Here is a 20,082-nt window from a genome sequence, read left to right as displayed (position 1 = left end):
ATGGATTTCCTGACATCGCCCGCGTTCTGGGTCGCCCTGGGACAGATCATCATCATCGACATCCTGCTGGGTGGCGACAACGCGGTCGTGATCGCGCTGGCCTGCCGCAAGCTGCCCGCCCATCAGCGCACCAAGGGCATCATCTGGGGCACCGCTGGCGCCATCGTCCTGCGCGTGATCCTGATCGCGTTCGCGATGACACTCCTGACCGTGCCGTTCATCAAGCTGGTCGGTGCGATCCTGCTGGTCTGGATCGGCGTGAAGCTGCTGGCGCCCGATGACGAAGCGCATGGTGACATCCAGGGCAGCGACAAGCTGCTCGCGGCCATCAAGACCATCATCGTGGCCGACCTGGTGATGAGCGTGGACAACGTCATCGCCATCGCCGGCGCCGCCCAGAACGCAGGCGAACACTCGTTCCTGCTGGTGGTGCTGGGCCTGCTGATCTCCATCCCCATCATCGTCTGGGGGAGCACCCTGGTCATCAAGCTGATGGCGCGTTTCCCGATGATCATCACCCTCGGCGGCATGCTGCTGGGCTGGATCGCCGGCGGTATGCTGGTGACCGACCCCGCCTTCGTGAACCCCGACAAGTGGCTGTGGATGCCCAAGCTGGGCACGGTGGACGAGAAGGGCATGGCCGTCATCTCCGACACGCTGTACTGGGCCTCGCACATCGTGGGCGCCCTCATCGTCCTCGCGCTGGGCAAGTGGGTCGCTTCGCGCCGCCCACCGGTGGTGCACGAAAGCTGATCACGGTACCGGCTCTGGCGGCCTGATCCCGGAAGGCGGCGCCCGCGAGGGCGCCGCCTTTTTTCTTGTCTGCGACATCACGGGCGGTGCTATGCTGGCCCCCATGAGACTCATCCTGACCTGGCTGCTCGCGGCCTGCGCCCTGCTGGTGGTGGCCTACCTGTACCCCGGTGTGCAGGTGCAGAGCTTCACGTCCGCCCTGATCGCGGCGGCCGTCATCGGCCTGTTCAACGCCGTGCTGCGCCCCATCCTGGTGATCCTCACGCTGCCCGTCACCATCGTCACGCTGGGCCTCTTCCTGTTTGTCATCAACGCGCTGATGTTCTGGGCCGCCGCGAGCGTGCTCGACGGCTTCCGCGTCAGCGGCTTCCTTGCCGCGCTGCTGGGTTCACTGATTTACTCGGTGCTGATGCTGGTGGTGAATTCGGCCGTGCGCACCGTGCTGCCGCGCTGAGCCGACGGCTCGGCGCCCACCCCCAGGCTCATTCCTCGCGCAAGGACTCGCGCAGCTGCGCTTCGACCTCACGCCGGCGGCTGTCCACGATGGCCAGTTCCATGCCGTCCGTGCGCTGTGCCGCCGGCAAGGCTTGAGCGGCCCTGAAACGCTCCGCAGCGCCCGAGAAATCCAGATGCGCGGCTCGCGACTCCGCCTCCGCACGGATCGCGCGCAGCGTCTGCCCCTGCGCGGCATAGGCGCGCGAGAGGGTCTGCCAGGCGACCGCGTCGCGGGGTTGCGCCGCCACCCAGGCCTGCAGGCGCGCCACGGCACGCTGGGGTTGGCCGGTGGCCAGCGCGGCCTGGGCGCCCTGAAGGGCGCTGGCGCGAGACGTTCCCGTCAGCGCCTGGTCGCGCAGCTCCGCAAGCAAGGCCGTCTGTGCGGGCGGCAGGGAACTTGCACCAACGGCCATCGGAGACAGCAGCACATCCAGTGTCAGTGCATCGACCGTGGGACGCGCCTCCGGAGGCACGGTGGTCCGAAGACGCTGCGCGAGCTCCAGCGCAAGGTCGCGTTGACCGAGGCGCAGCGCGGACAGTGCGGCGGCGTAACGGTCGCCCGCCGATGCATTCGCCGACTGACCGTTGGCCAGCCAGGCGCGCTGGCGGTCGGGGCTGTTCTCGGCCAGCACGCGGGCCCGCGCGGCCACCAGCGCATGCTGGGTGCGCGAAGGCATGGAGAAGTTCAGTGCCGGGTCCTGCGTGCCCCCCTGGGCGCGCGGCAACTCCAGGCGCAACGGCGAGGTGCCCCCAGGCGGGGAAACCCCGGCAGCCGGGGACGTGCCACCGGCGGGGCCGGCACTGACACCTGCCGCCGCCACCGGCCCCGACGGCACACGACCACGCATGTCGGCGATGCGCTCGCCCGTCAAGGGATGGCTGCGCAGGTAGGGAAACGAGCCGTCGTCGTAGCGGGACGATTGCTGCATCTTGTCGAACATGCTCACGAAGCCCTGGCCGTCGAAGCCCGCGCCGGTCAACACGCCAAAGCCGACCCGATCGGCCTCGCGCTCCATGTCGCGTGAGAAGTTCAGTTGCGACTGCGCCGCGACGGCAGAGCTGCCGGCAATGGCCGCACCGGCCACCTGCGCGTTGGCGCCCGCCGCCAGGGCACCCAGGATCATCGCGCCCATCATCCAGGGTGCCATTCGCTCTTCGCGCGTCATCATGCGGGCAATGTGGCGCTGCGAGACGTGGCTGAGTTCGTGCGCCATCACCGAGGCCAGCTCCTCAGGCCGGTCGGTGATCGCCACCAGGCCGAGATTCACACCCAGATAACCGCCTGGCAAGGCAAAGGCGTTGACGCGCTTGTCGCGCGACACCACCAGTTCCCAGCTCATGCGCTCGGCGAGTTCGGGTGGCACGTCACCCCGGTCGCGCGCGGCACCCAGCAGGGGTTGCCACAAGGTCTGCAGGTAGTCGCCCAGCACCGGGTCGTCCAGGTAGTCCGGATCCCGGTAGATGTCGCGCGCGATGCGGTCGCCCAGGCGCCGTTCGGCGGCAATCGACATGCCCTGGCCGTCCCCCAGGCTCGGCAATGAGGCGTTGGGAGCACTGTCCCGCACGGCTTGCGCAAGGGAAACGGGGGCGGGTGTGGCCATCGAGATGGCCAGGGCCAGCACGCCCAGGCTCGAGGCGCGGCGGACGAAAGGGGGCAGCGACGTCAGGAAAAAACGCATCCCCGTATGATGCCGCCAACGCCTGACGGTTCTGTAAAGCCCGCGAAACAAGCCCCCATGACCGATACAAAATCTTCATCCCCCCTGACCCATTTCGACGCCCAGGGGCAAGCCCACATGGTGGATGTGGCGGCCAAGGCCAGCACCCACCGGGTGGCGGTGGCCGAGGGGCGCATCCGCATGCTGCCGGCGACGCTGGCGCTGATCCAGGCGGGCACGGCAAAGAAGGGCGACGTGCTGGGCATTGCCCGCATCGCCGGCATCCAGGCCGCCAAGAAGACCAGCGACCTCATTCCCCTGTGCCATCCGATCGCGCTGACCCGGGTGGCGGTGGACTTCGACATCGAGCCCGGCACCCACAGCGTGCGCTGCCGCGCAACGGCCGAATGCACCGGCCAGACCGGCGTGGAGATGGAAGCCCTCACCGCCGCGTCGGTCGCCTTGCTGACGATCTACGACATGTGCAAGGCAGCGGACCGCGGCATGGTGATGTCGGACCTGCGGCTGCTCGAGAAAAGCGGCGGCAAGAGCGGCCACTTCGTGGCCGCGGATCCCGCCTAGAACGGATCGATCGGCAGGAAGCGCACCGGGCGTGCGTCCTGCGGAGAAAGAATGGCGGTCCACGCCAACTGCCGGCTGACCACGGGCAGATAGCGCGCGTCGTCGGCTTTCAGGCCCACCGACGTCAGCGCTGCTTCGATCGCAGGCGCTTCCTGGGGCTTGCTGCTCAGCAAGGCCTTCACCGGCAGCGAGGCAGAGCGGATCGCCGCCGCCTGCGAGTCGTAACTCACCCAGAGGTCCGCCCGGGCGCCGATGTCCACCCCCTGCAGGGCAGCCATCGTCACTTCCATCTTCTCGGATTCGGACACGAACGGGCGCACCGCCACAGGTTCCGGGCCCCACACGGGCAGCGTGCGGAACTCCGGCGTGCTGCGCGCCAACAGGCCCGGGTCCACGTCCACCGCATGCACCACGCGCAGACGATCGATCTCGAATGCCAGGTGGACAGGCCGCGCCTGGAACACCGTCCACGCGCCATAGGACAGCGCAGCCAGTTGCACCAGCGCAATCAGGCCCACGTCCAACCTCAGCTCCCTGAGTGACTTCTTGGCGGACGCCACGGCGAACGTGCAGACGGGGCCCAGAACGAGATCCACCACGGCCACGAGCATGAAGAGGCTCAAGCCACCCGACAGCACCCGGTATGGGTCGGGATACCACACGAAGAAGATCATGCTGCCAATCACCAGCATGATCAGCGCGCTGACCAGGAAGTGTCCGATGGACCATTTGAAACGGTGGCGGAGATCAGTTGGCATGGTCAACGATGGTCTTCAAGGTGTGATGGAAGATGCAACGCCGTGGCTGTCCGGTATCGGCAGGGGCAGAGGCTCCACGCGGTCGGATGGGCTGAACTGGAATGTGGTTTGTCGCCCCCGGTAGTCCGGCCACTTCAACGCAGCGAGTGACGGATGCGCCATCTGATCGCGCGACCAGATCGATTGGATCACAGGCACTCCGCCCGCCCCCATCACGGCATTGAAGCGCATCATCCATATGCGCGCAGAGTCTGCATCACCATTCAAGGCGAAGGCTTTTGCTGCCGCGTAATACCCGGGTGGAGAACTCACGGTACCAGCGGTGTCGGCAATCCACCGAAGTTCGTCTGGCTTCATGCCTGGCTTCATTGGCATCCGGTACAGCACCAGTTCGTCATGAATCTGGTTCAGTATCCGCGGCTCATGAACTTCGACGTCCGGTCGTTTGCCAATCCGGTTGTTTTCGAAGCGCCACTCGGTGTAGCGCTCCTGGTAGGGGAAGTAGTCGGCCGAAATCCAGGCCGCCATGCCGAGCGCGATGCCGCCGGCGGCCCACCACGAAGGCCGGGGAAGCGTGGCGATCGCACCGCCACCACTTGACGGCATCAGCCAACCGGCAACGAACCCTGCCGGCGCCAGGAAATAGAGAAACTGGTGCGGCAACTCCAGCATGGAATGGACGAGCAGCGCACACAGAAACGCCACCGGAAGCACATCCTGCGAGGACGTGCGCAGGGCCCACAGTCGCCGCCCCAGCCAGAAGCCCGCCGCACCCAGAAGGCACAGGCCCAGAGGCAGGCCGAACCAGAGCAGTACATCCAGGATCACGTTGTGCGCATGGCCAAAACGTTCACCAATGAAAATCTCTGGATGCAAGTGGGCCACCGACACGTAGGCCCGCCCCACATCCGTCAAGCCGTACCCCAGCCAGGGCTGCTCCAGCAACGCAGCCCAGAAAGCCCGCCAGGCGTCAATCCGGGCGCCATCGACGGCCGTCAATCGCGCCTCGACGCTGTACTGAATGCCGATCCATTGCGCCACTTCCCTGAAGTACAACGACCAGGCGACCAGCAACGCAAGACCGACGAGCCAGACAGCCAAGATGGAGCGTCGCGAATCCCCCCTCAGTGCAAGCACAAGCAGCACGAACACAACACCCCCCTCCAGAAGGCCGGCACGCGACTGCGTCAGGCCGAGGCCTATCCCAATCCAGACAAACAGCAGGCCGAACACGAACAAGCTTAATACGCGGTGGTGCCGGAACCATGTGAGACCGATCAGGCCCCAGACCTGTACCGTGGCCAACTGGTTGGCTTGAAGAATCATGCCCGAGGGACGAGCGCCCGCGTGGAGTGGCGTGACCAGCATCAGCAAGAAGGACTCGAAATCGGTGGAGTACCACTGCATCCACTGAATCCATTGCACCACCACATTCAGCGCTGCCGCCAGAGCCAGAGCGGCAAACAGAATGTCCAGAAGGCGCCTGTGTCCCTGCAGGCGTGCGGCATGACCCAGTACGAACGCCAGCGCCAGCGCACCCACGTACACAGACGAGACGGCCGCCGTTCCCGCTTTCGGCAGAAGGCCGGCAAACCATTGCAACCAGGGCACACACGCCACCAGCAGCAATACCACCGCGGGCACGGAGATCGGCAGGCGCCATGGCGTCTGCCAAGCCAACACCAGCGCCATCCACCCCAGCATCACGCCCATCACCAACTCGTGATGAAAGGCGCTCCAGGGCAACTGGTGGTTGGGCATCAACCACACCAGCGACAGCAACAGCGCCGCGAGGACATTCTCGATTTGCTGCAGCGGGGAGTAGGCAGGTCGCATCGGCTACTGGATGTCAAAAATGCGCAGAACAAAAGAAAAGGCCGCAAAGCGGCCTTTTCGCATGGGCGCGTGCCCTATCAACCGCGGCAGGAACCGGGCAGGAAGCGAGCAGGCAACGGGTTGGCAGTAGAAGGACCACAGACCCAGTTGGTGATTACCTGACCAGCGTGGGTGGTACCGTTCAGCGCGGCGGCGGAAACAAACGGCGCCAGCTGGATCTGGTTGGTGGTGGCCGTGACACCGCCACCGATATTGGCGGCATTCCCGACAATGGTGATGATGCCGTTGCCATTGGAGCCACCAGAAGTCACCATGCGGGTCGGGGTGATGGCGCAAGCGGCGACGATCGCCGAGCTGATGTCGGTACCAGGGGCCGCTGCCTGAACGGTCTCGGTGATCGAGGTGCGGCACGACGAAGCGGCCAGAACCACTTCCGACACGCGGGCGCGCACCGTGTAGTCTTGGTAAGCGGGCAACGCGACGGCGGCCAGGATACCGATGATGGCCACCACGATCATCAGTTCGATCAGGGTGAAACCTTTTTGCAGGGAACGCTTCAGCTTCATGTGGACACTCCTTGGGAGACAGGGTTGGGTTAAGAACGCGTGTGTATCAGCAGACGCCGTGCCAACCCGAAATAGCCTGTTTTCTGCGGCCTTTTTCACGCTTTGGCCGTTGTCGGTGACATTTGGTGGCCCTTGAAGCGGGCAAGCACCGACAATTTTTGTCACCCCGAGCTGGGCCGACAGGATTTGTCACAGCTCGAAGGTCTGCCCTGCGCTGAGCCAGCGGATGTCGTGCCGCGTCGACGCCGGCTTTTGTGGCGCCTCATCGAAGCGCTGGATCTCTTCCATGATCAGGCCGGTTTCCGCCGGCTTGGTGTGGGTGATGTAGATCGGGTAGCAGTGCCCGCTGTCGATCTGCTCGAGCTCCTGGGCCAGCAGCGACGGCGCGAGGTGCAGGCTGCGCCGGGCGAGTTCGTGCTCGCGGTCGCTGAAAGCCGTCTCGATCACGAGCAGGGCCACGGTCAGTTCATTGACGCGCTTCCAGAACGCCGGGTTGCGGCCGGTATCCCCGCTGAACACCCAATGGCCCGAGGCAGTGGCGGCCGCGAAGCCCACCGCAGGGACGGTGTGCACAGCGGGCAATACCTCGACCGCCTTGCCGCCGACCTGCAGAACCTCGCCGACGGTGATGGAGACGAACCGCATGAGCGGCGTGTCCACGCTGGGGATGGACGAGAAGTCTGGCCAGATCAGGTTGTTGAAGATGTGTACCTTCAGTGCGGCGATGGTGCCGGGGAGTGCATGCACCTGTAGCGGGGGGGCACCGCTGGCCAGACGCCGGGCGGCCACGGCATCGAGCATGAGGGGCAGTGCCGCCACATGGTCGAGGTGGGAGTGGGTGAGCAGGACATGGTCCACGGCCGCCATTTCGTCCAGCGTCAGATCGCCCACACCCGTGCCAGCGTCGATCAGGACGTTGTCATCGAGCAGGAAAGAGGTGGTGCGGCACCCTTGGGCAATGGCGCCAGAGCACCCCAGTACACGAACCCTCATTGGCAGCTTTGGCAGTGGCGTGGCCGCAGCACGCGGCGCATCGGATGTAACAGAACAGGCTGCCTGCCCCACCTTCAAGGTGGCGCAGCAACCGACTGCCGAAGGCTACCCGTTTGACAACGCGCCGGAAAGGAATTTTTTGGCAGTTCTGCCCATGACCGCCACCGCCCGCGGGGGGGCGGATCGGCCGGGTGTCAGTGCTGGACGAACTGCATCTGGGTACCGGCCAGCTCCAGCAGGTCGCCATGATGAAGGTTCACGGCCTCGGTCCCGATCGGGCTGCCGTTGATGGTGGGCTTCTGGGTGCCTTCGACAAGTGCGACCACATAGCCATGGGGCCTGCGCGTGATGGCCGCCACGGCAACACCGGGCTTGCCGATGGTCGTCACGACCTTGACCAGCGGCACTTCACGACCCGCAGCGTTGCCGGACACGACCTTGATGGCCGCATTGCCCAGCGTCGCGCCCTGGCCCTCTCCAGGCTCCACGACGGAGCCGGCGTTGATGACCGTGGTTTTCTCGTAGGTTTCGCTTGCGCCTTCGTGAACGAACTTGATCTTGTACTTGCCGATCTCGATGGCATCGCCATTCTGCAATTGCTGCTTCTTGATCGCCTTGCCGTTGACGTACGTCCCGTTGGTGCTGTTGAGGTCTTCCAGAAAAACGTCCATGCCCGACATCTGCATCACGGCGTGCTCACCGCTGACCGCGAGGTTGTCGATCACGATATCGTTGTAAGGACGCCGGCCCAGCGTGGTGCGGTCTTTGGTGAGTTGCACTTCCTTGATGACGACACCATCGATGGAAACGATCATTTTCGGCATGGCCGACTCCTCTGGAACCTATTGATTGAATTCTGAATACGGCTACTTGCCGAGCATCCGCGACAGAAGGCCCTTGCGGATCGGCCGTGAACGAGCAGACGCCAGTATCACCGAAATATTGTCGCGCCCACCACTGTCGTTGGCCGCGTCCACCAAAGCCTGCGCCTTTTCTTCCAGTGTTCCCGCAGCCACGAGGATGGCCGCAATGCGCTCGTCACTGACCATGTCGCTCAGGCCGTCAGAGCAGAACAGATAGAGGTCTTCGTCTTCCACGCGGTATTCGTTGACTTCCAGCAACACCGTGTCCTCGACCCCCAATGCACGGGTGACGAGGTTCTTGTGCGTCGCGTATTGCGCCTGTTCGAGCGAAATCAGTCCGGCGTCAATCTGCTCCTGCAACAGCGAGTGGTCGCGTGTGATCTGCATGAAGCTGCCGGTGCGCAACCGGTAGCAGCGCGAGTCGCCGACGTGGCCGATCATGGCGCGAGCACCGTGGAACACGCCCATGACCAGGGTGGTGCCCATGCCAGCGTATTGCGCATTGGAGTTGGCCGCGTTGAAGATCGAGCGGTTGGCGTTGTCGATGCAGATTTCCATCGCGCGCTTGAGTTCGCGCGCGCTGGCCTCATGGCCGCCTTCGGACATCCAGCGTCCAAGCTCCGTGCGGATGAAGGTGGTCGCCATCGCGCTCGCCACTTCGCCCGCGTTGTATCCGCCCATGCCATCGGCCAGCACCACGACCTGGTTGTCGGGATCGAGGGCCACAGAGTCCTCGTTGTTGTCCCTGACCAGCCCCGGATCTGTGAGACAAAAATACTCAAAAATCATACGTTGGATTTATAAGCGGATATCGAAACTGGCCGTCGCGGGCAGGGGCGACGAAATCGGGGCCGGCGTGAAAACTGTGGCGAGCATCGCGCTTTCGTTGGCCTGCCTGTCCGGGTCGGACATGCGGCTGGACGCCTCGCCGGAGTCGGTGGACATCGGCAGGACAGCGCGGATGGAGCGGAGGTCGGCGGCGATTTCGGCGCCCGTCTGGTACCTTTGGGAAGGGGATTTCGACAGGGTCTTGCTCAGTATATCGGCCAGTGCCTGGGGCAGTTCAGGGCGACACTCGCGCACGCTGGGCGCAGGCTGGTTGGCGATCTGGTACATCAACGCGGCCATCGAATCGCCCCGCAATGGCAGGCTGCCGGTGAGCAACTGGAACAGCATCACGCCCAGCGAATAAAGGTCTGCGCGGCCATCCACACGCTGGCCCGCCAGGTGCTCCGGCGACATGAAACTCGGCGTGCCCAGCACCATCCCGGTTTTCGTCTTGCTGGAACCGGTGATGCGTGCGATGCCGAAGTCGGTGACCTTCACGGTGTCCGTGCTGGCGTCGTACATCACGTTGGCGGGCTTGATGTCGCGGTGCACCACCTGCTGGCGGTGTGCGTGGTCCAGCGCCAGTGCCACACGTTCACCAATGGACAGCACCGTGTCCACCGCGAGCAGTTGCCCTTCGCGCGTGTGCCTTCCCAAGTCGTGTCCCTGCAGGAACTCCATGGCGATGTAAGCGAGATCGTGCTCTTCGCCGGCATCGAAAATCGTGACGATGTTCGGGTGCTGCAGGCGCCCCGCGGTCTCCGCCTCGCGGAAAAATCGCTCGCGCACATCGACCAGTTCCGAGCCCTCGAACTCGGCACTCAAGGCCAGGGTCTTGATGGCCACCGTGCGGCCGATCTTCGGGTCGCGGCCAAGGTACACCACCCCCATCGCACCCTTGCCCAGTTCCTTCTCGATCTGGTAGCGGCCGAGCATGGGCTTTTCGACACCCCCCCCGTCCAGCAGCAAGGTGCCACCAGGATGTGCAACGCCACCCAACACCACGGTCTCCGACAGGTTCCTGGTGCGCTCCAGGCGCTTCAGCACGTCGGCATCGGTGCGGTCCAGCTGCGCCATGTGTTCGTACACCGCACCGGCCTTGTTGAACTGGCGCTTGCGTTCGAAATCCAGCGCGAGGTGCCTGAGATTGTCCATCAAGGCCGGGCTGTGAGGAACGCGGCGCAGGCGGTCAAATGCCATGTCGAGCTGGCCCTGCCCTTGCAGCGCCAGACCCATCATGCGGTTGGTTTCGGCCGACTCTTCGTCGGACCGGATCTTGCCGGCTTCGGTCGCCAGGAAACGCCGGGTGGTCAGCGCCAGGTGGCCGATGAGCAGCAGCGCCACCGGGAGCACCAGCTGCAGCCACAGCGCCGCCGAAGCCAGCAACTGGTACTCCGCACCGAGCAGCACCATGAACGACAGGCCCGTCACGGCAGCGCCAGCGGCGGCCGACAGGCGCGGCAACACCAGCAGCAGATAACCCACGACCAGGAGCAGCACCCCCAGCACCGCCAAACCACCCCAGGCAGGCTGCGCGATGAAGTGCCCGTTGAGGATGCTCGACGTGATGTGGGCCAGGATCGCTGTGGGCGCCATCGCCGCGGACACCGGCGTGGTGATCAGGGTGCCCACGCCCGCAGCGGTGGCACCGATGATGACGATCTTGTCGGCGTACTTGCTGGCAGGGATCCGGCCCGAAATCACATCGTAGAAGGAGTCCACGGTGAATGCCGGCCTGCCGTCGCGGTCGGCATAGAACTGGGGCAGCAAGCGGGCGGCGCCGTCGGTCGGAATGCGGGTGCGCCCCAGCTGGACCCCTTCGCCGGGCAACAGGCGGATGTCGTTGACCCCCAGATTCAGGCTGTGCGCAGCCACGGTCAGGCCCATGGACGGCACGGCGAAGCCGTCGAACTGGACCAGCAGAGGCTCTCGGCGCACCGCCCCATCGACATCAAAAAACTGGTTGAGATGGCCCACGGCCTGCGCCGCCTCACCCACCGCCGTCAGCGGCTGCTGCGTGCGCGCGGCGGGCAGGCCGAAGCCGGTGTTGTCGGCCACGGCACTGCGTTGCGCAAAGGCCGGCAGGGGCTCATCGGGCCGGCCGAGCGGCTCGCCCAGCGTGAAGAGGGAAGGCACGATGACGTTGCCCGCGCGCGCCATGCTGTCGACCAGCCGGGCATCGGCATCGAGCCGCTGCTCGGCCTGTGAGATGAACCTCAGCAGGCGCTGGCGCGATGCGGCACCCAGGTCAGGCCACACGCCAGCGTCGGAAGCGGTGCCATCGAGCTGGCCACGCAGTTCGCGCAGCTGTGTCAACCCCCGGTCGGCCTGGGGTTCAAAGAAAAAGGCGGTGTGGGCGACCGTCTTGGCCCTGGCCGCGCTGAGCCGGTCGATCAGCTCCGCATGCACCTCGCGCGGCCAGGGCCAACGGCCGATGTTGGCAATGCTCTGGTCGTCGATCGCGATGATGGCGATGCGGTCACTGGGCTGGCGGCCGCTGGCCGAACTGGCGAAGTCGTAGAAGCGGCGCTCCAGCCCATCGAAAAAGTCGGTGGACGCGTGCAGCGCGAAGACGGCAAGCACCACGAGCAGGCCCATGAAGGCATCGGATCGCCAGATCCTGCCTCGGCCTTTCCCAGGGGTTGTCTCGCTTTTGAACACGCTCTGCATTCTCCGGTTGGTTCGCTTGCTGGTCGCCGCGAACTGCCCGAAGGTCAGAAACAAGCGCACCGTCGGTGCCGGCGACAGGCGCCAGTCCTAGAGTGTTGCATTTTGTTGCACCAGCCTTCGTCACGGCAAGGCACTTTGTGGGTTCGGCACCTCAATCAGTGCGCGGCCATAAAAAAAGGCAACGCAAGCGTTGCCCTTTTCACGCTCTGGCGGTCAGCTCAGAGCTGTGCCTTGAGCAGCTTGCCCAGTTCCGACGGGTTGCGAGTGATGACGAAACCAGACTCTTCCATGATGGCAAGCTTGGCGTCTGCCGTGTCGGCACCACCGGAGATCAGCGCGCCAGCGTGGCCCATGCGCTTGCCGGGAGGCGCGGTCACACCTGCGATGAAGCCCACCACAGGCTTCTTCATGTTGGCCTTGCACCAGCGGGCGGCGTCCGCCTCGTCCGGACCACCGATTTCGCCGATCATGATCACGGCGTCGGTGTCGGGATCGTCGTTGAAGGCCTTCATGACGTCGATGTGCTTGAGACCGTTGATGGGGTCGCCACCAATGCCCACGGCCGTGGATTGACCCAGGCCGACTTCGGTCAGCATCGCCACGGCTTCGTACGTGAGCGTGCCGGAGCGCGAGACCACGCCGATGCGGCCCTTGCGGTGGATGTGGCCGGGCATGATGCCGATCTTGATCTCGTCGGGCGTGATCAGGCCGGGGCAGTTGGGGCCGAGCAGCAGGGTCTTCTTGCCACCCGCGGCTTCCTTGGCCTTCATCTTGTTGCGCACTTCCAGCATGTCGCGCACGGGAATGCCTTCGGTGATGCAGATGGCCATGTCCAGGTCGGCTTCCACAGCTTCCCAGATGGCGGCGGCGGCGCCGGCGGGCGGCACGTAGATCACGGAGACGGTGGCCCCTGTCTGCGTTGCGGCTTCCTTGACGGAGGCGTAGATCGGGATGTTGAAGATCGACTCGCCGGCCTTCTTCGGGTTCACGCCAGCCACGAAGGCGTTCTTGCCGTTCGCGTATTCCTGGCACTTCTCGGTGTGGAACTGGCCAGTCTTGCCCGTGATGCCCTGGGTGATGACCTTGGTGTCTTTGTTGATGTAGATCGACATGAGTGTTCTCCGGGCTTACTTGACGGCAGCAACGATCTTCGTCGCGGCTTCGGCCATGGTGTCTGCAGCGATGATGGGCAGGCCGGATTCGGCCAGCAGCTTCTTGCCCAGCTCTTCGTTGGTACCCTTCATGCGCACGACCAGCGGCACGGACAGGTTCACCGCCTTGCAGGCCGTGATCACGCCAGTCGCGATGGTGTCGCACTTCATGATGCCGCCGAAGATGTTGACCAGGATGCCCTTGACGTTGGGGTTCTTGAGCATGATCTTGAAGGCCTCGGTCACCTTCTCGGCCGTGGCGCCACCGCCGACGTCCAGGAAGTTGGCCGGCTCGCCGCCGAACAGCTTGATGGTGTCCATGGTCGCCATGGCCAGGCCGGCGCCGTTCACCAGGCAGCCGATGTTGCCGTCCAGGCTGATGTAGGCCAGGTCGAACTTGGAGGCTTCCACTTCGGCGGGATCCTCTTCGTCCAGGTCGCGGAACGCCACGATCTCGGGGTGGCGGAACAGCGCGTTGGCATCGAAGTTGAACTTGGCATCCAGGGCCATCAGGTTGCCCTTGGAATCGCAGTTCAGGGGATTGATTTCCACCAGCGACGCGTCGGTGTCCATGTAGCACTTGTAGATCTTCGAGAAGATGTCCAGGGCCTGGTCGACGGCAGCGCCGGTCAGGCCGATGGCCGCGGCCACCTTCTTGCCCTGCTCGGCGGTGATGCCGGTCAGCGGATCGATCATCTCGGTGATGATCTTCTCGGGCGTGGAATGGGCGACTTCCTCGATATCCATGCCGCCTTCGCTCGACGCGATCAGGGCCACCTTCTGCGTGGCGCGGTCGGTCACCAGCGACACATACAGTTCGTTCTTGATGTCGGCGCCGTCTTCGATGTACAGGCGGCGGACCTTCTGGCCTTCGGGGCCGGTCTGGTGCGTCTTGAGCTGCATGCCCAGGATTTCGCCCGCCAGACGCTTGACGTCGTCGATGCTCTTGGCGACTTTGACGCCACCGCCCTTGCCACGGCCACCGGCGTGGATCTGGGCCTTGACCACCCAGATCGGGCCGCCGAGCTTCTGAGCGGCTTCCACCGCCTCCTGCACCGTAAATGCCGCAATGCCGCGGGGCACGGGCACACCAAACTGGCGCAAGATTTCCTTGCCTTGGTATTCATGGATTTTCATGAGGTCTCTCTCAGGAACAGGTAAAAGAGGGCGGCCAAGCCCGTCGGGCCGCGGATGGGCACTGAAAACAGCAACCGAGGACTGTATCATGGTGCAACGCACCAAATCTGCGCACCGCGCAAGGTTGGTTCCTTACCCCGAATACCCACTGACGAGGCAGAGCGCGATGGCCAAGGTTTTCATTGACGGCGAAGCAGGCACCACCGGGCTGCAGATCCGCGAACGCCTGCAGGGCCTGCCGCAGATCGAACTGGTGAGCATCGCGCCCGAACTGCGCAAGGATCCAGCGGCCAAGCGTGAACTGATGGCACAGGTCGACCTCGTCATCCTCTGCCTGCACGACGATGCCGCCCGCGAATCCGTCGCCATGATCGATGCCTTGCCGGGACGGCAGCCCAAGATCATCGACGCATCCACCGCCCACCGCACCGCACCTGGCTGGGTGTTCGGCTTCCCCGAGCTCGCCGCAGGCCAGCGCGAGGCGGTCGTCAAGGCGAGCCGCGTGGCCAACCCCGGCTGCTATGCCACAGGTGCCATCGCCTTGCTGCGCCCGCTGGTGGACGCCGGCGTGCTGCCGGTGGATCACCCGGTCTGCCTGCCATCGGTCAGTGGCTACAGCGGCGGTGGCCGCACCATGATCGAAGCCTATGAAAAGGGCGAGGCGCCGGCTTACGAGCTGTACGCGCTGGGCCTCAAGCACAAGCACATCCCTGAAATCCTGGCCTACACCGGCCTCAAGCGCCGGCCCATCTTCACGCCTTCGGTGGGCAACTTCGCGCAGGGCATGCTGGTGCAGTTGCCGCTGCACCTCGACATGCTGCCCACCCAGCCCACGCTGGATGCCTTGAACGCCATCTATGACAAGCACTACGCGGGCAGCGAGTGGGTGAGCGTCGAGCCCGCCACCGACGACGGCAAGCTCGACGCCCTGGCCCTGAACAACACCAATCGGCTCGAGATCCGCGTGTTCGGCAACGCCGAGGCGCGGCACGCGGTGGTGGTGGCACGGCTCGACAACCTGGGCAAGGGCGCCAGCGGCGCCGCCGTGCAGAACCTCAAGCTGATGCTCGGCTTGTAGGCGCATTCCGGCGCAACGCCGGATTGTCCTGCACAGGGACTGTCGAAACCCCGGGCCTCCATTCGTCGTACCCCTGAAAGCGCCGGCCTGGACCCCGGCACGGTCCAGCGCCGAACCACAAGGAGACCGCATGTCCGCCATCCCGCCCACCACCGACGTCGCACCACCTCGGGCCACACGCCGCGAATGGGTGGCGCTGGGCGTGATCGCCCTGCCGTGCCTGGTCTACGCGATGGATCTCACCGTGCTCAACCTCGCCCTGCCGGCGATCAGCGCCGATCTGCGGCCGACGGCGTCCCAGCTGCTCTGGATCGTCGACATCTACGGCTTCATGGTGGCGGGGTTGCTGATCACCATGGGCACGCTGGGTGACAAGCTCGGCCGCCGCCGGCTGCTGATGGTTGGAGCCGCCGCCTTCGCAGCGGCCTCGGTGGCTGCCGCGCTGTCGACCTCCGCGCACGCGCTCATTGCCACGCGCGCCCTGCTCGGTGTCGCAGGCGCCACGCTGGCGCCCTCCACACTTTCGCTCATCTCGAACATGTTCCGCGACGAACGTGAGCGCCGCGTCGCCATCGGCATCTGGATATCGAGTTATTCGGTCGGTGGCTCCATCGGGCCTCTGGTGGGCGGTGTGATCCTGCAATACTTCGCCTGGCCGGCGATCTTCTGGGCCGCGGTGCCGGTCATGCTGCTGCTGCTTGCGTTGGGGCCCTTCCTGTTGCCGGAGTACCGGGATCCGGAGGCCGGCCGGCTGGACTTTGTCAGTGTGGCACTCTCGTTGGCGGCCGTGCTCGGCGGCGTGTTCGCGCTCAAACAGGCGGCCGAGGGACAGCTTGGTGCAACCACCTGGATGGTGGCCGCCGCCGGGCTGGCCGCCGGCGTTGCATTCGTTCGCCGTCAACGCCGGATCGACTACCCACTGCTGGATCTGCAGCTGTTCGGGCAACCGCGTTTTGCTGCCGCCATCTGCACCTACGCCCTCACTTCGTTCGCGATGTTTGGCGTCTACATCTTCATCTCGCAGCACCTGCAACTGGTGCTGGGCCTGTCGCCGCTGGTGGCCGGCCTTTGCACGGTGCCCTGGGCCCTGTCGTTCGTGGTGGGTTCGATGCTCACACCCGCCATCGCGCAGCGCCATACGGCGCCCACCACCATGGTGTCGGGCCTGGCGGTGGCGGCCATCGGCTTCGCGGGTGTGACGCTGGTCGACGGGCCGCACGGGCTGGTGGCACTGATCGTCGGCATGACGCTCATGGGCATCGGCATGGCGCCCGTGTTCACGCTGGGCAACGACATCGTCATCAGCGCGGCCCCGCCCGAGCGCGCCGGGGCCGCGTCGGCGTTGTCCGAAACCAGCGCGGAGCTGTCCGGCGCCCTGGGCATCGCGGTCTTTGGCAGCCTGGCCACCAGCCTGTACCGCGCCGGCATGGCGGGCCAGTTGCCTGCCGACCTGCCCGCGGGGGCCGTGGCGGAGGCATCGACCCTGGGTGGCGCGCTCATCGTCGCCGCGGGGCTGCCCGCGCCACTGGCCGATGCCCTGCGGACGGCCGCGCGCGCCGCTTTCGTCGATGGGCTGCAAGCCGCCGCCGTGGTGGGCACAGGCATCATGGTGGTCAGCGGCCTGCTGGCCTGGCGCATGCTGCGTGCGCCCGCCTCGACCCGGCCGCACTGAGGGCCCGGGCTCAGTCCTCCGCGCCGTCGACCGATGCGCCGCTTACCACGCGGCGAACCACCTCGGCGCTGAATCCACGCGTGAGCAGAAAACGCATCTGCTTCGCGCGCGCGCCCGCATCGGCGGGTGGTTGGCCGAACTTCCTGCGCCAGACCTCGCCAGCGCGGGCCTCCTCGGACCCCTGCAGACCCGCCACCGCCTCGGCCACCGCCTGCGGATCCAGGCCCCTGGCCTGCAGCTCCTGACGCACGCGCGCCGCACCCAGGCGGGAGGAACGCCGGTGCACCACGGACTCCAGCACGCGCTGTTCGTTGATGAAGCCCTTGGCCTCGAGTTCGTCCAGCGCCTTCGCGAGTTCACCGGGCGCGGTTTCGTGCGGGCTCAGCTTGCGCTGCAACTCGGCACGCGAGTGCTCGCGCCCGGCAAGCAAGCGCAGTGCACGGCCCTTGAGGGAGATGTCTTCAAAGCCCATGCGCAATCACATCCTGGCGAACGGCGGCTCAGGCGGCGGGCGTGGCGTCGGCGTCCTTGGACTTGGCGGCCTTGCCCCCCTTGGCAGCGGGTGCGGGTGCTTCGTCCACCGGCAGCAGCGGCACGCCCAGTTCCGTGCGCACCTTGTTCTCGATCTCGACACGCAGTTCGATGTTCTCGCGCAGGAACTCGCGCGCGTTGTCGCGACCCTGACCGATCTTCTCGCCGTTGTAGGCATACCAGGCGCCCGACTTCTCGATCACGCGGTGCACCACACCCAGGTCCAGGATCTCGCCTTCGCGGCTGATGCCTTCGCCGAACAGGATGTCGAACTCGGCCGTCTTGAACGGAGGCGAGACTTTGTTCTTGACCACCTTGACCTTGGTCTCGTTGCCGATCGCGTCCTCGCCCTTCTTGATCGTGCCGGTGCGGCGGATGTCCAGGCGCACCGAGGCGTAGAACTTCAGCGCGTTGCCACCCGTGGTGGTTTCGGGGCTGCCGAACATCACGCCGATCTTCATGCGGATCTGGTTGATGAAGATGACCATGCAGTTGGTCTTCTTGATGTGCGCAGTGAGCTTGCGCAGCGCCTGGCTCATCAGGCGAGCCTGCAGGCCCGGCAGGGAATCGCCCATCTCGCCTTCGAGTTCGGCCTTCGGGGTGAGCGCGGCCACCGAGTCGACCACGATCAGGTCGACCGCGCCGGAGCGCACCAGGCTGTCGACGATTTCGAGCGCCTGTTCACCGGTGTCGGGCTGGGAGATGAGCAGGTCGGACAGGGTCACGCCGAGCTTCTGCGCGTACTGGATGTCCAGCGCATGTTCGGCATCGACGAAGGCGCACTGGCCGCCAAGCTTCTGCATTTCGGCGATGACCTGCAGTGTCAGCGTGGTCTTGCCCGAGGATTCCGGGCCGTAGATCTCGACCACACGGCCCTTGGGCAGGCCGCCCACGCCGAGCGCGATGTCCAGCCCCAGCGAGCCGGTGGAGACGACCTGGATGTCCTCGATCACCTCGCCCTCGCCCAACCGCATGATGGTGCCCTTGCCGAACTGCTTTTCGATCTGGGCCAGCGCGGCCTGCAAGGCTTTGGATTTTTCGCTGTTGAGGGGATTGTTCTTGACGGCTGCGTCCATGAGGGGCTCCTGAGTTGAGTTTTCGCACACGCCTGTTATTGCATACAGGCTGGATGCTTGAGCAGCAGTTTAACGATGAGTTGACGAGCAAGAGGCATTTATTTGGTCAGTTTGCCTTACCATATGCAGCCATGTCCGACGCCACCCCCGAACTGCCCGACGACCGCTGGCGCGGCGGCCACCTGGGCCGCATCATGGGGCTGGCCCTGCGGCGCTTCGACGAGCGGGTGCTCAGCCTGATGGCACACGATGCCAACGTGCCGCTGGCGCTCTCGCACCTGGCCGCGCGCTCGCAGGTCGGGGCCGCGCACATCCACATCACGCGCCACCTCGGCCTGCACGGCTCGAGGCTGACCGATCTGGCTCACCTGGCAGGCATGAGCAAGCAAGCCATGGGCGATCTGGTGACGCAGTGCGAGGCCTGGGGCCTGGTGCGGCGCGAACCCGATGCCCGGGACGCGCGGGCGCGGCGCATCGTGTTCACCGAAACCGGCCTGCTCTGGCTGGAAGCGTTCCGCCAGGCGGTGGCCCAGGCCGAGGCGGAATTCCGCGCGCAAGTGGGGGACGCCGTGGCCACCGTGGTGACGCTCGGCCTGGAGGCCTACGGGTCGGAATCGCCGGGCGCCCGCGCGGCCGTGCCGCCCCGCTGAAACATCGCGCCACCGGCACCGCCGGCCTAAAATGACTCCGCCCATCGCCGGGCATCCGGCACACGAAGAGCTGTACCCAGCCACCGAGGAGACCCACCCATGCGCATCCTGATCGCCGAAGACGACCACGTGCTGGCCGACGGCCTGCTGCGCAGCCTGCGAGCGGCCGGCGCGGCGGTGGACCACGTCACCAGCGGCACCGAGGCCGACACCGCTCTTATCACCAACAACGAGTTTGACCTGCTGATCCTGGACCTCGGCCTGCCGCGGCTGCACGGTCTGGAAGTGCTCAAGCGGCTGCGCTCGCGCGGCTCCACGATGCCCGTGCTGATCCTCACAGCAGCCGACAGCATCGAGGAACGCGTCAAGGGGCTGGACTACGGCGCCGACGACTACATGGCCAAGCCGTTCTCGCTGCAGGAGCTCGAGGCGCGGGTGCGCGCGCTCACCCGCCGCGGCATGGGTGGCTCCACCAACACGATCCGCCACGGTCCGCTGGAGTACGACCAGGCCGGCCGGGTGGCCACCATCGACGGCAAGATGATCGAACTCTCGGCGCGCGAGCTCGGTCTGCTGGAAGTGCTGCTGCAGCGCGCGGGCCGCCTGGTGAGCAAGGACCAGCTGGTCGAGCGCCTCTGCGAATGGGGCGAAGAGGTGAGCAACAACGCCATCGAGGTGTACATCCACCGACTGCGCAAGAAGATCGAGAAAGGCCCGATCCGCATCGCCACCGTGCGCGGCCTGGGCTACTGCCTTGAAAAAATTGCCGGCTGAGGCCGAGGCCA

At 65.6% G+C, this 20,082-nt stretch carries 19 protein-coding genes; 7 read left to right on the top strand and 12 right to left on the bottom strand.

Annotated elements, in window-relative coordinates:
- Together J2X09_RS14895 and J2X09_RS14890 are read left to right on the top strand one after the other, a co-directional pair.
- A complete protein-coding gene (locus tag J2X09_RS14895; protein ID WP_204734178.1) occupies positions 1 to 753 on the top strand; it encodes a TerC family protein in 753 nt (250 codons plus the stop codon).
- A 103-nt stretch (positions 754 to 856) separates the two neighbouring features.
- Positions 857 to 1,207: a phage holin family protein gene (locus J2X09_RS14890; protein WP_204734177.1), complete on the top strand. Its 351-nt coding sequence runs from the start codon at positions 857 to 859 to the stop codon at positions 1,205 to 1,207.
- A 28-nt stretch (positions 1,208 to 1,235) separates the two neighbouring features.
- On the opposite strand, the gene J2X09_RS14885 is transcribed toward J2X09_RS14890, so the two are convergent.
- On the bottom strand, positions 1,236 to 2,927 hold the full coding sequence (locus J2X09_RS14885; RefSeq protein ID WP_310308659.1) for a M48 family metalloprotease: 1,692 nt from the start codon (positions 2,925 to 2,927) through the stop codon (positions 1,236 to 1,238).
- A gap of 57 nt (positions 2,928 to 2,984) precedes the next feature.
- On the opposite strand from J2X09_RS14885, the gene moaC reads away from it, so the two are divergent.
- Positions 2,985 to 3,488, top strand: a complete 504-nt coding sequence (gene moaC / locus J2X09_RS14880) for a cyclic pyranopterin monophosphate synthase MoaC (protein WP_204734176.1) — start codon at positions 2,985 to 2,987, stop codon at positions 3,486 to 3,488.
- Here the strand turns inward: moaC and tfpZ are convergent.
- From tfpZ to sucC, 9 genes are all read right to left on the bottom strand, one after another.
- Positions 3,485 to 4,246, bottom strand: a complete 762-nt coding sequence (tfpZ, locus tag J2X09_RS14875; protein WP_204734175.1) for a TfpX/TfpZ family type IV pilin accessory protein — start codon at positions 4,244 to 4,246, stop codon at positions 3,485 to 3,487. The two genes, moaC and tfpZ, sit on opposite strands and share 4 nt — an antisense overlap.
- A 15-nt stretch (positions 4,247 to 4,261) precedes the next feature.
- Positions 4,262 to 6,082 carry a PglL family O-oligosaccharyltransferase gene (locus J2X09_RS14870; RefSeq protein WP_204734174.1) on the bottom strand — a complete coding sequence of 607 codons (1,821 nt, stop codon included), beginning with the start codon at positions 6,080 to 6,082 and terminating at the stop codon, positions 4,262 to 4,264.
- A 77-nt stretch (positions 6,083 to 6,159) separates the two neighbouring features.
- Complete coding sequence (locus J2X09_RS14865) at positions 6,160 to 6,648, bottom strand: pilin (protein ID WP_204734173.1); 489 nt, start codon at positions 6,646 to 6,648, stop codon at positions 6,160 to 6,162.
- A gap of 189 nt (positions 6,649 to 6,837) precedes the next feature.
- Positions 6,838 to 7,641 (bottom strand): 3',5'-cyclic-nucleotide phosphodiesterase, encoded by an 804-nt coding sequence (locus J2X09_RS14860; RefSeq protein WP_204734172.1) that lies wholly within the window; start codon positions 7,639 to 7,641, stop codon positions 6,838 to 6,840.
- A gap of 194 nt (positions 7,642 to 7,835) precedes the next feature.
- Positions 7,836 to 8,465 carry an FHA domain-containing protein gene (locus J2X09_RS14855; RefSeq protein WP_204734171.1) on the bottom strand — a complete coding sequence of 210 codons (630 nt, stop codon included), beginning with the start codon at positions 8,463 to 8,465 and terminating at the stop codon, positions 7,836 to 7,838.
- A 42-nt stretch (positions 8,466 to 8,507) separates the two neighbouring features.
- Positions 8,508 to 9,293, bottom strand: coding sequence for a Stp1/IreP family PP2C-type Ser/Thr phosphatase (locus tag J2X09_RS14850; protein WP_204734170.1), 786 nt, complete (start codon positions 9,291 to 9,293; stop codon positions 8,508 to 8,510).
- Between the two features lie 9 nt (positions 9,294 to 9,302).
- On the bottom strand, positions 9,303 to 11,930 hold the full coding sequence (locus J2X09_RS14845; RefSeq protein ID WP_310308656.1) for a CHASE2 domain-containing serine/threonine-protein kinase: 2,628 nt from the start codon (positions 11,928 to 11,930) through the stop codon (positions 9,303 to 9,305).
- Between the two features lie 290 nt (positions 11,931 to 12,220).
- The gene (sucD, locus tag J2X09_RS14840) at positions 12,221 to 13,114 is read right to left on the bottom strand and encodes a succinate--CoA ligase subunit alpha (RefSeq protein ID WP_204734168.1); all 894 of its coding nucleotides are present in this window, start codon (positions 13,112 to 13,114) and stop codon (positions 12,221 to 12,223) included.
- 15 nt (positions 13,115 to 13,129) lie between these two features.
- Positions 13,130 to 14,290, bottom strand: coding sequence for an ADP-forming succinate--CoA ligase subunit beta (sucC, locus tag J2X09_RS14835; RefSeq protein WP_204734167.1), 1,161 nt, complete (start codon positions 14,288 to 14,290; stop codon positions 13,130 to 13,132).
- A 166-nt stretch (positions 14,291 to 14,456) separates the two neighbouring features.
- On the opposite strand from sucC, the gene argC reads away from it, so the two are divergent.
- On the top strand, positions 14,457 to 15,368 hold the full coding sequence (argC, locus tag J2X09_RS14830) for an N-acetyl-gamma-glutamyl-phosphate reductase (RefSeq protein ID WP_204734166.1): 912 nt from the start codon (positions 14,457 to 14,459) through the stop codon (positions 15,366 to 15,368).
- Between the two features lie 130 nt (positions 15,369 to 15,498).
- Positions 15,499 to 17,040 (top strand): MFS transporter, encoded by a 1,542-nt coding sequence (locus tag J2X09_RS14825; RefSeq protein ID WP_204734165.1) that lies wholly within the window; start codon positions 15,499 to 15,501, stop codon positions 17,038 to 17,040.
- A 10-nt stretch (positions 17,041 to 17,050) separates the two neighbouring features.
- Here the strand turns inward: J2X09_RS14825 and recX are convergent, their stop codons facing one another.
- Complete coding sequence (gene recX, locus J2X09_RS14820) at positions 17,051 to 17,512, bottom strand: recombination regulator RecX (protein ID WP_204734164.1); 462 nt, start codon at positions 17,510 to 17,512, stop codon at positions 17,051 to 17,053.
- Positions 17,513 to 17,540: 28 nt separating this feature from the next.
- Positions 17,541 to 18,647, bottom strand: coding sequence for a recombinase RecA (recA, locus tag J2X09_RS14815; RefSeq protein ID WP_204734163.1), 1,107 nt, complete (start codon positions 18,645 to 18,647; stop codon positions 17,541 to 17,543).
- 131 nt (positions 18,648 to 18,778) lie between these two features.
- Between recA and J2X09_RS14810 the strand changes: the two genes are divergently transcribed.
- Both J2X09_RS14810 and J2X09_RS14805 read left to right on the top strand, forming a co-directional pair.
- Positions 18,779 to 19,297 carry a MarR family winged helix-turn-helix transcriptional regulator gene (locus J2X09_RS14810; protein WP_204734162.1) on the top strand — a complete coding sequence of 173 codons (519 nt, stop codon included), beginning with the start codon at positions 18,779 to 18,781 and terminating at the stop codon, positions 19,295 to 19,297.
- Positions 19,298 to 19,396: 99 nt separating this feature from the next.
- Positions 19,397 to 20,071 carry a response regulator gene (locus J2X09_RS14805; RefSeq protein ID WP_204734161.1) on the top strand — a complete coding sequence of 225 codons (675 nt, stop codon included), beginning with the start codon at positions 19,397 to 19,399 and terminating at the stop codon, positions 20,069 to 20,071.
- Positions 20,072 to 20,082 lie beyond the last annotated feature (11 nt).

The organism is Hydrogenophaga laconesensis, assembly GCF_031457235.1.
Classification (GTDB): Bacteria; Pseudomonadota; Gammaproteobacteria; order Burkholderiales; family Burkholderiaceae_C; genus Hydrogenophaga; species Hydrogenophaga laconesensis.
Note: the sequence above shows the minus strand (reverse complement) of the source record. Positions and strands in the feature narration are given on the sequence as shown.

Excerpts from the sequence above, each read along its gene's own strand:
- J2X09_RS14845 (WP_310308656.1), bottom strand. The coding sequence starts at position 11,930 with ATGGGCCTGCTCGTGGTGCTTGCCGTCTTCGCGCTGCACGCGTCCACC.
- moaC (WP_204734176.1), top strand. The coding sequence starts at position 2,985 with ATGACCGATACAAAATCTTCATCCCCCCTGACCCATTTCGACGCCCAG.
- J2X09_RS14870 (WP_204734174.1), bottom strand. The coding sequence starts at position 6,082 with ATGCGACCTGCCTACTCCCCGCTGCAGCAAATCGAGAATGTCCTCGCG.
- J2X09_RS14895 (WP_204734178.1), top strand. The coding sequence starts at position 1 with ATGGATTTCCTGACATCGCCCGCGTTCTGGGTCGCCCTGGGACAGATC.
- argC (WP_204734166.1), top strand. The coding sequence starts at position 14,457 with ATGGCCAAGGTTTTCATTGACGGCGAAGCAGGCACCACCGGGCTGCAG.
- J2X09_RS14825 (WP_204734165.1), top strand. The coding sequence starts at position 15,499 with ATGTCCGCCATCCCGCCCACCACCGACGTCGCACCACCTCGGGCCACA.
- recA (WP_204734163.1), bottom strand. The coding sequence starts at position 18,647 with ATGGACGCAGCCGTCAAGAACAATCCCCTCAACAGCGAAAAATCCAAA.
- J2X09_RS14865 (WP_204734173.1), bottom strand. The coding sequence starts at position 6,648 with ATGAAGCTGAAGCGTTCCCTGCAAAAAGGTTTCACCCTGATCGAACTG.
- J2X09_RS14885 (WP_310308659.1), bottom strand. The coding sequence starts at position 2,927 with ATGCGTTTTTTCCTGACGTCGCTGCCCCCTTTCGTCCGCCGCGCCTCG.
- J2X09_RS14855 (WP_204734171.1), bottom strand. The coding sequence starts at position 8,465 with ATGCCGAAAATGATCGTTTCCATCGATGGTGTCGTCATCAAGGAAGTG.
- recX (WP_204734164.1), bottom strand. The coding sequence starts at position 17,512 with ATGGGCTTTGAAGACATCTCCCTCAAGGGCCGTGCACTGCGCTTGCTT.
- tfpZ (WP_204734175.1), bottom strand. The coding sequence starts at position 4,246 with ATGCCAACTGATCTCCGCCACCGTTTCAAATGGTCCATCGGACACTTC.
- sucD (WP_204734168.1), bottom strand. The coding sequence starts at position 13,114 with ATGTCGATCTACATCAACAAAGACACCAAGGTCATCACCCAGGGCATC.
- J2X09_RS14805 (WP_204734161.1), top strand. The coding sequence starts at position 19,397 with ATGCGCATCCTGATCGCCGAAGACGACCACGTGCTGGCCGACGGCCTG.
- J2X09_RS14890 (WP_204734177.1), top strand. The coding sequence starts at position 857 with ATGAGACTCATCCTGACCTGGCTGCTCGCGGCCTGCGCCCTGCTGGTG.
- J2X09_RS14860 (WP_204734172.1), bottom strand. The coding sequence starts at position 7,641 with ATGAGGGTTCGTGTACTGGGGTGCTCTGGCGCCATTGCCCAAGGGTGC.
- J2X09_RS14850 (WP_204734170.1), bottom strand. The coding sequence starts at position 9,293 with ATGATTTTTGAGTATTTTTGTCTCACAGATCCGGGGCTGGTCAGGGAC.
- J2X09_RS14810 (WP_204734162.1), top strand. The coding sequence starts at position 18,779 with ATGTCCGACGCCACCCCCGAACTGCCCGACGACCGCTGGCGCGGCGGC.
- sucC (WP_204734167.1), bottom strand. The coding sequence starts at position 14,290 with ATGAAAATCCATGAATACCAAGGCAAGGAAATCTTGCGCCAGTTTGGT.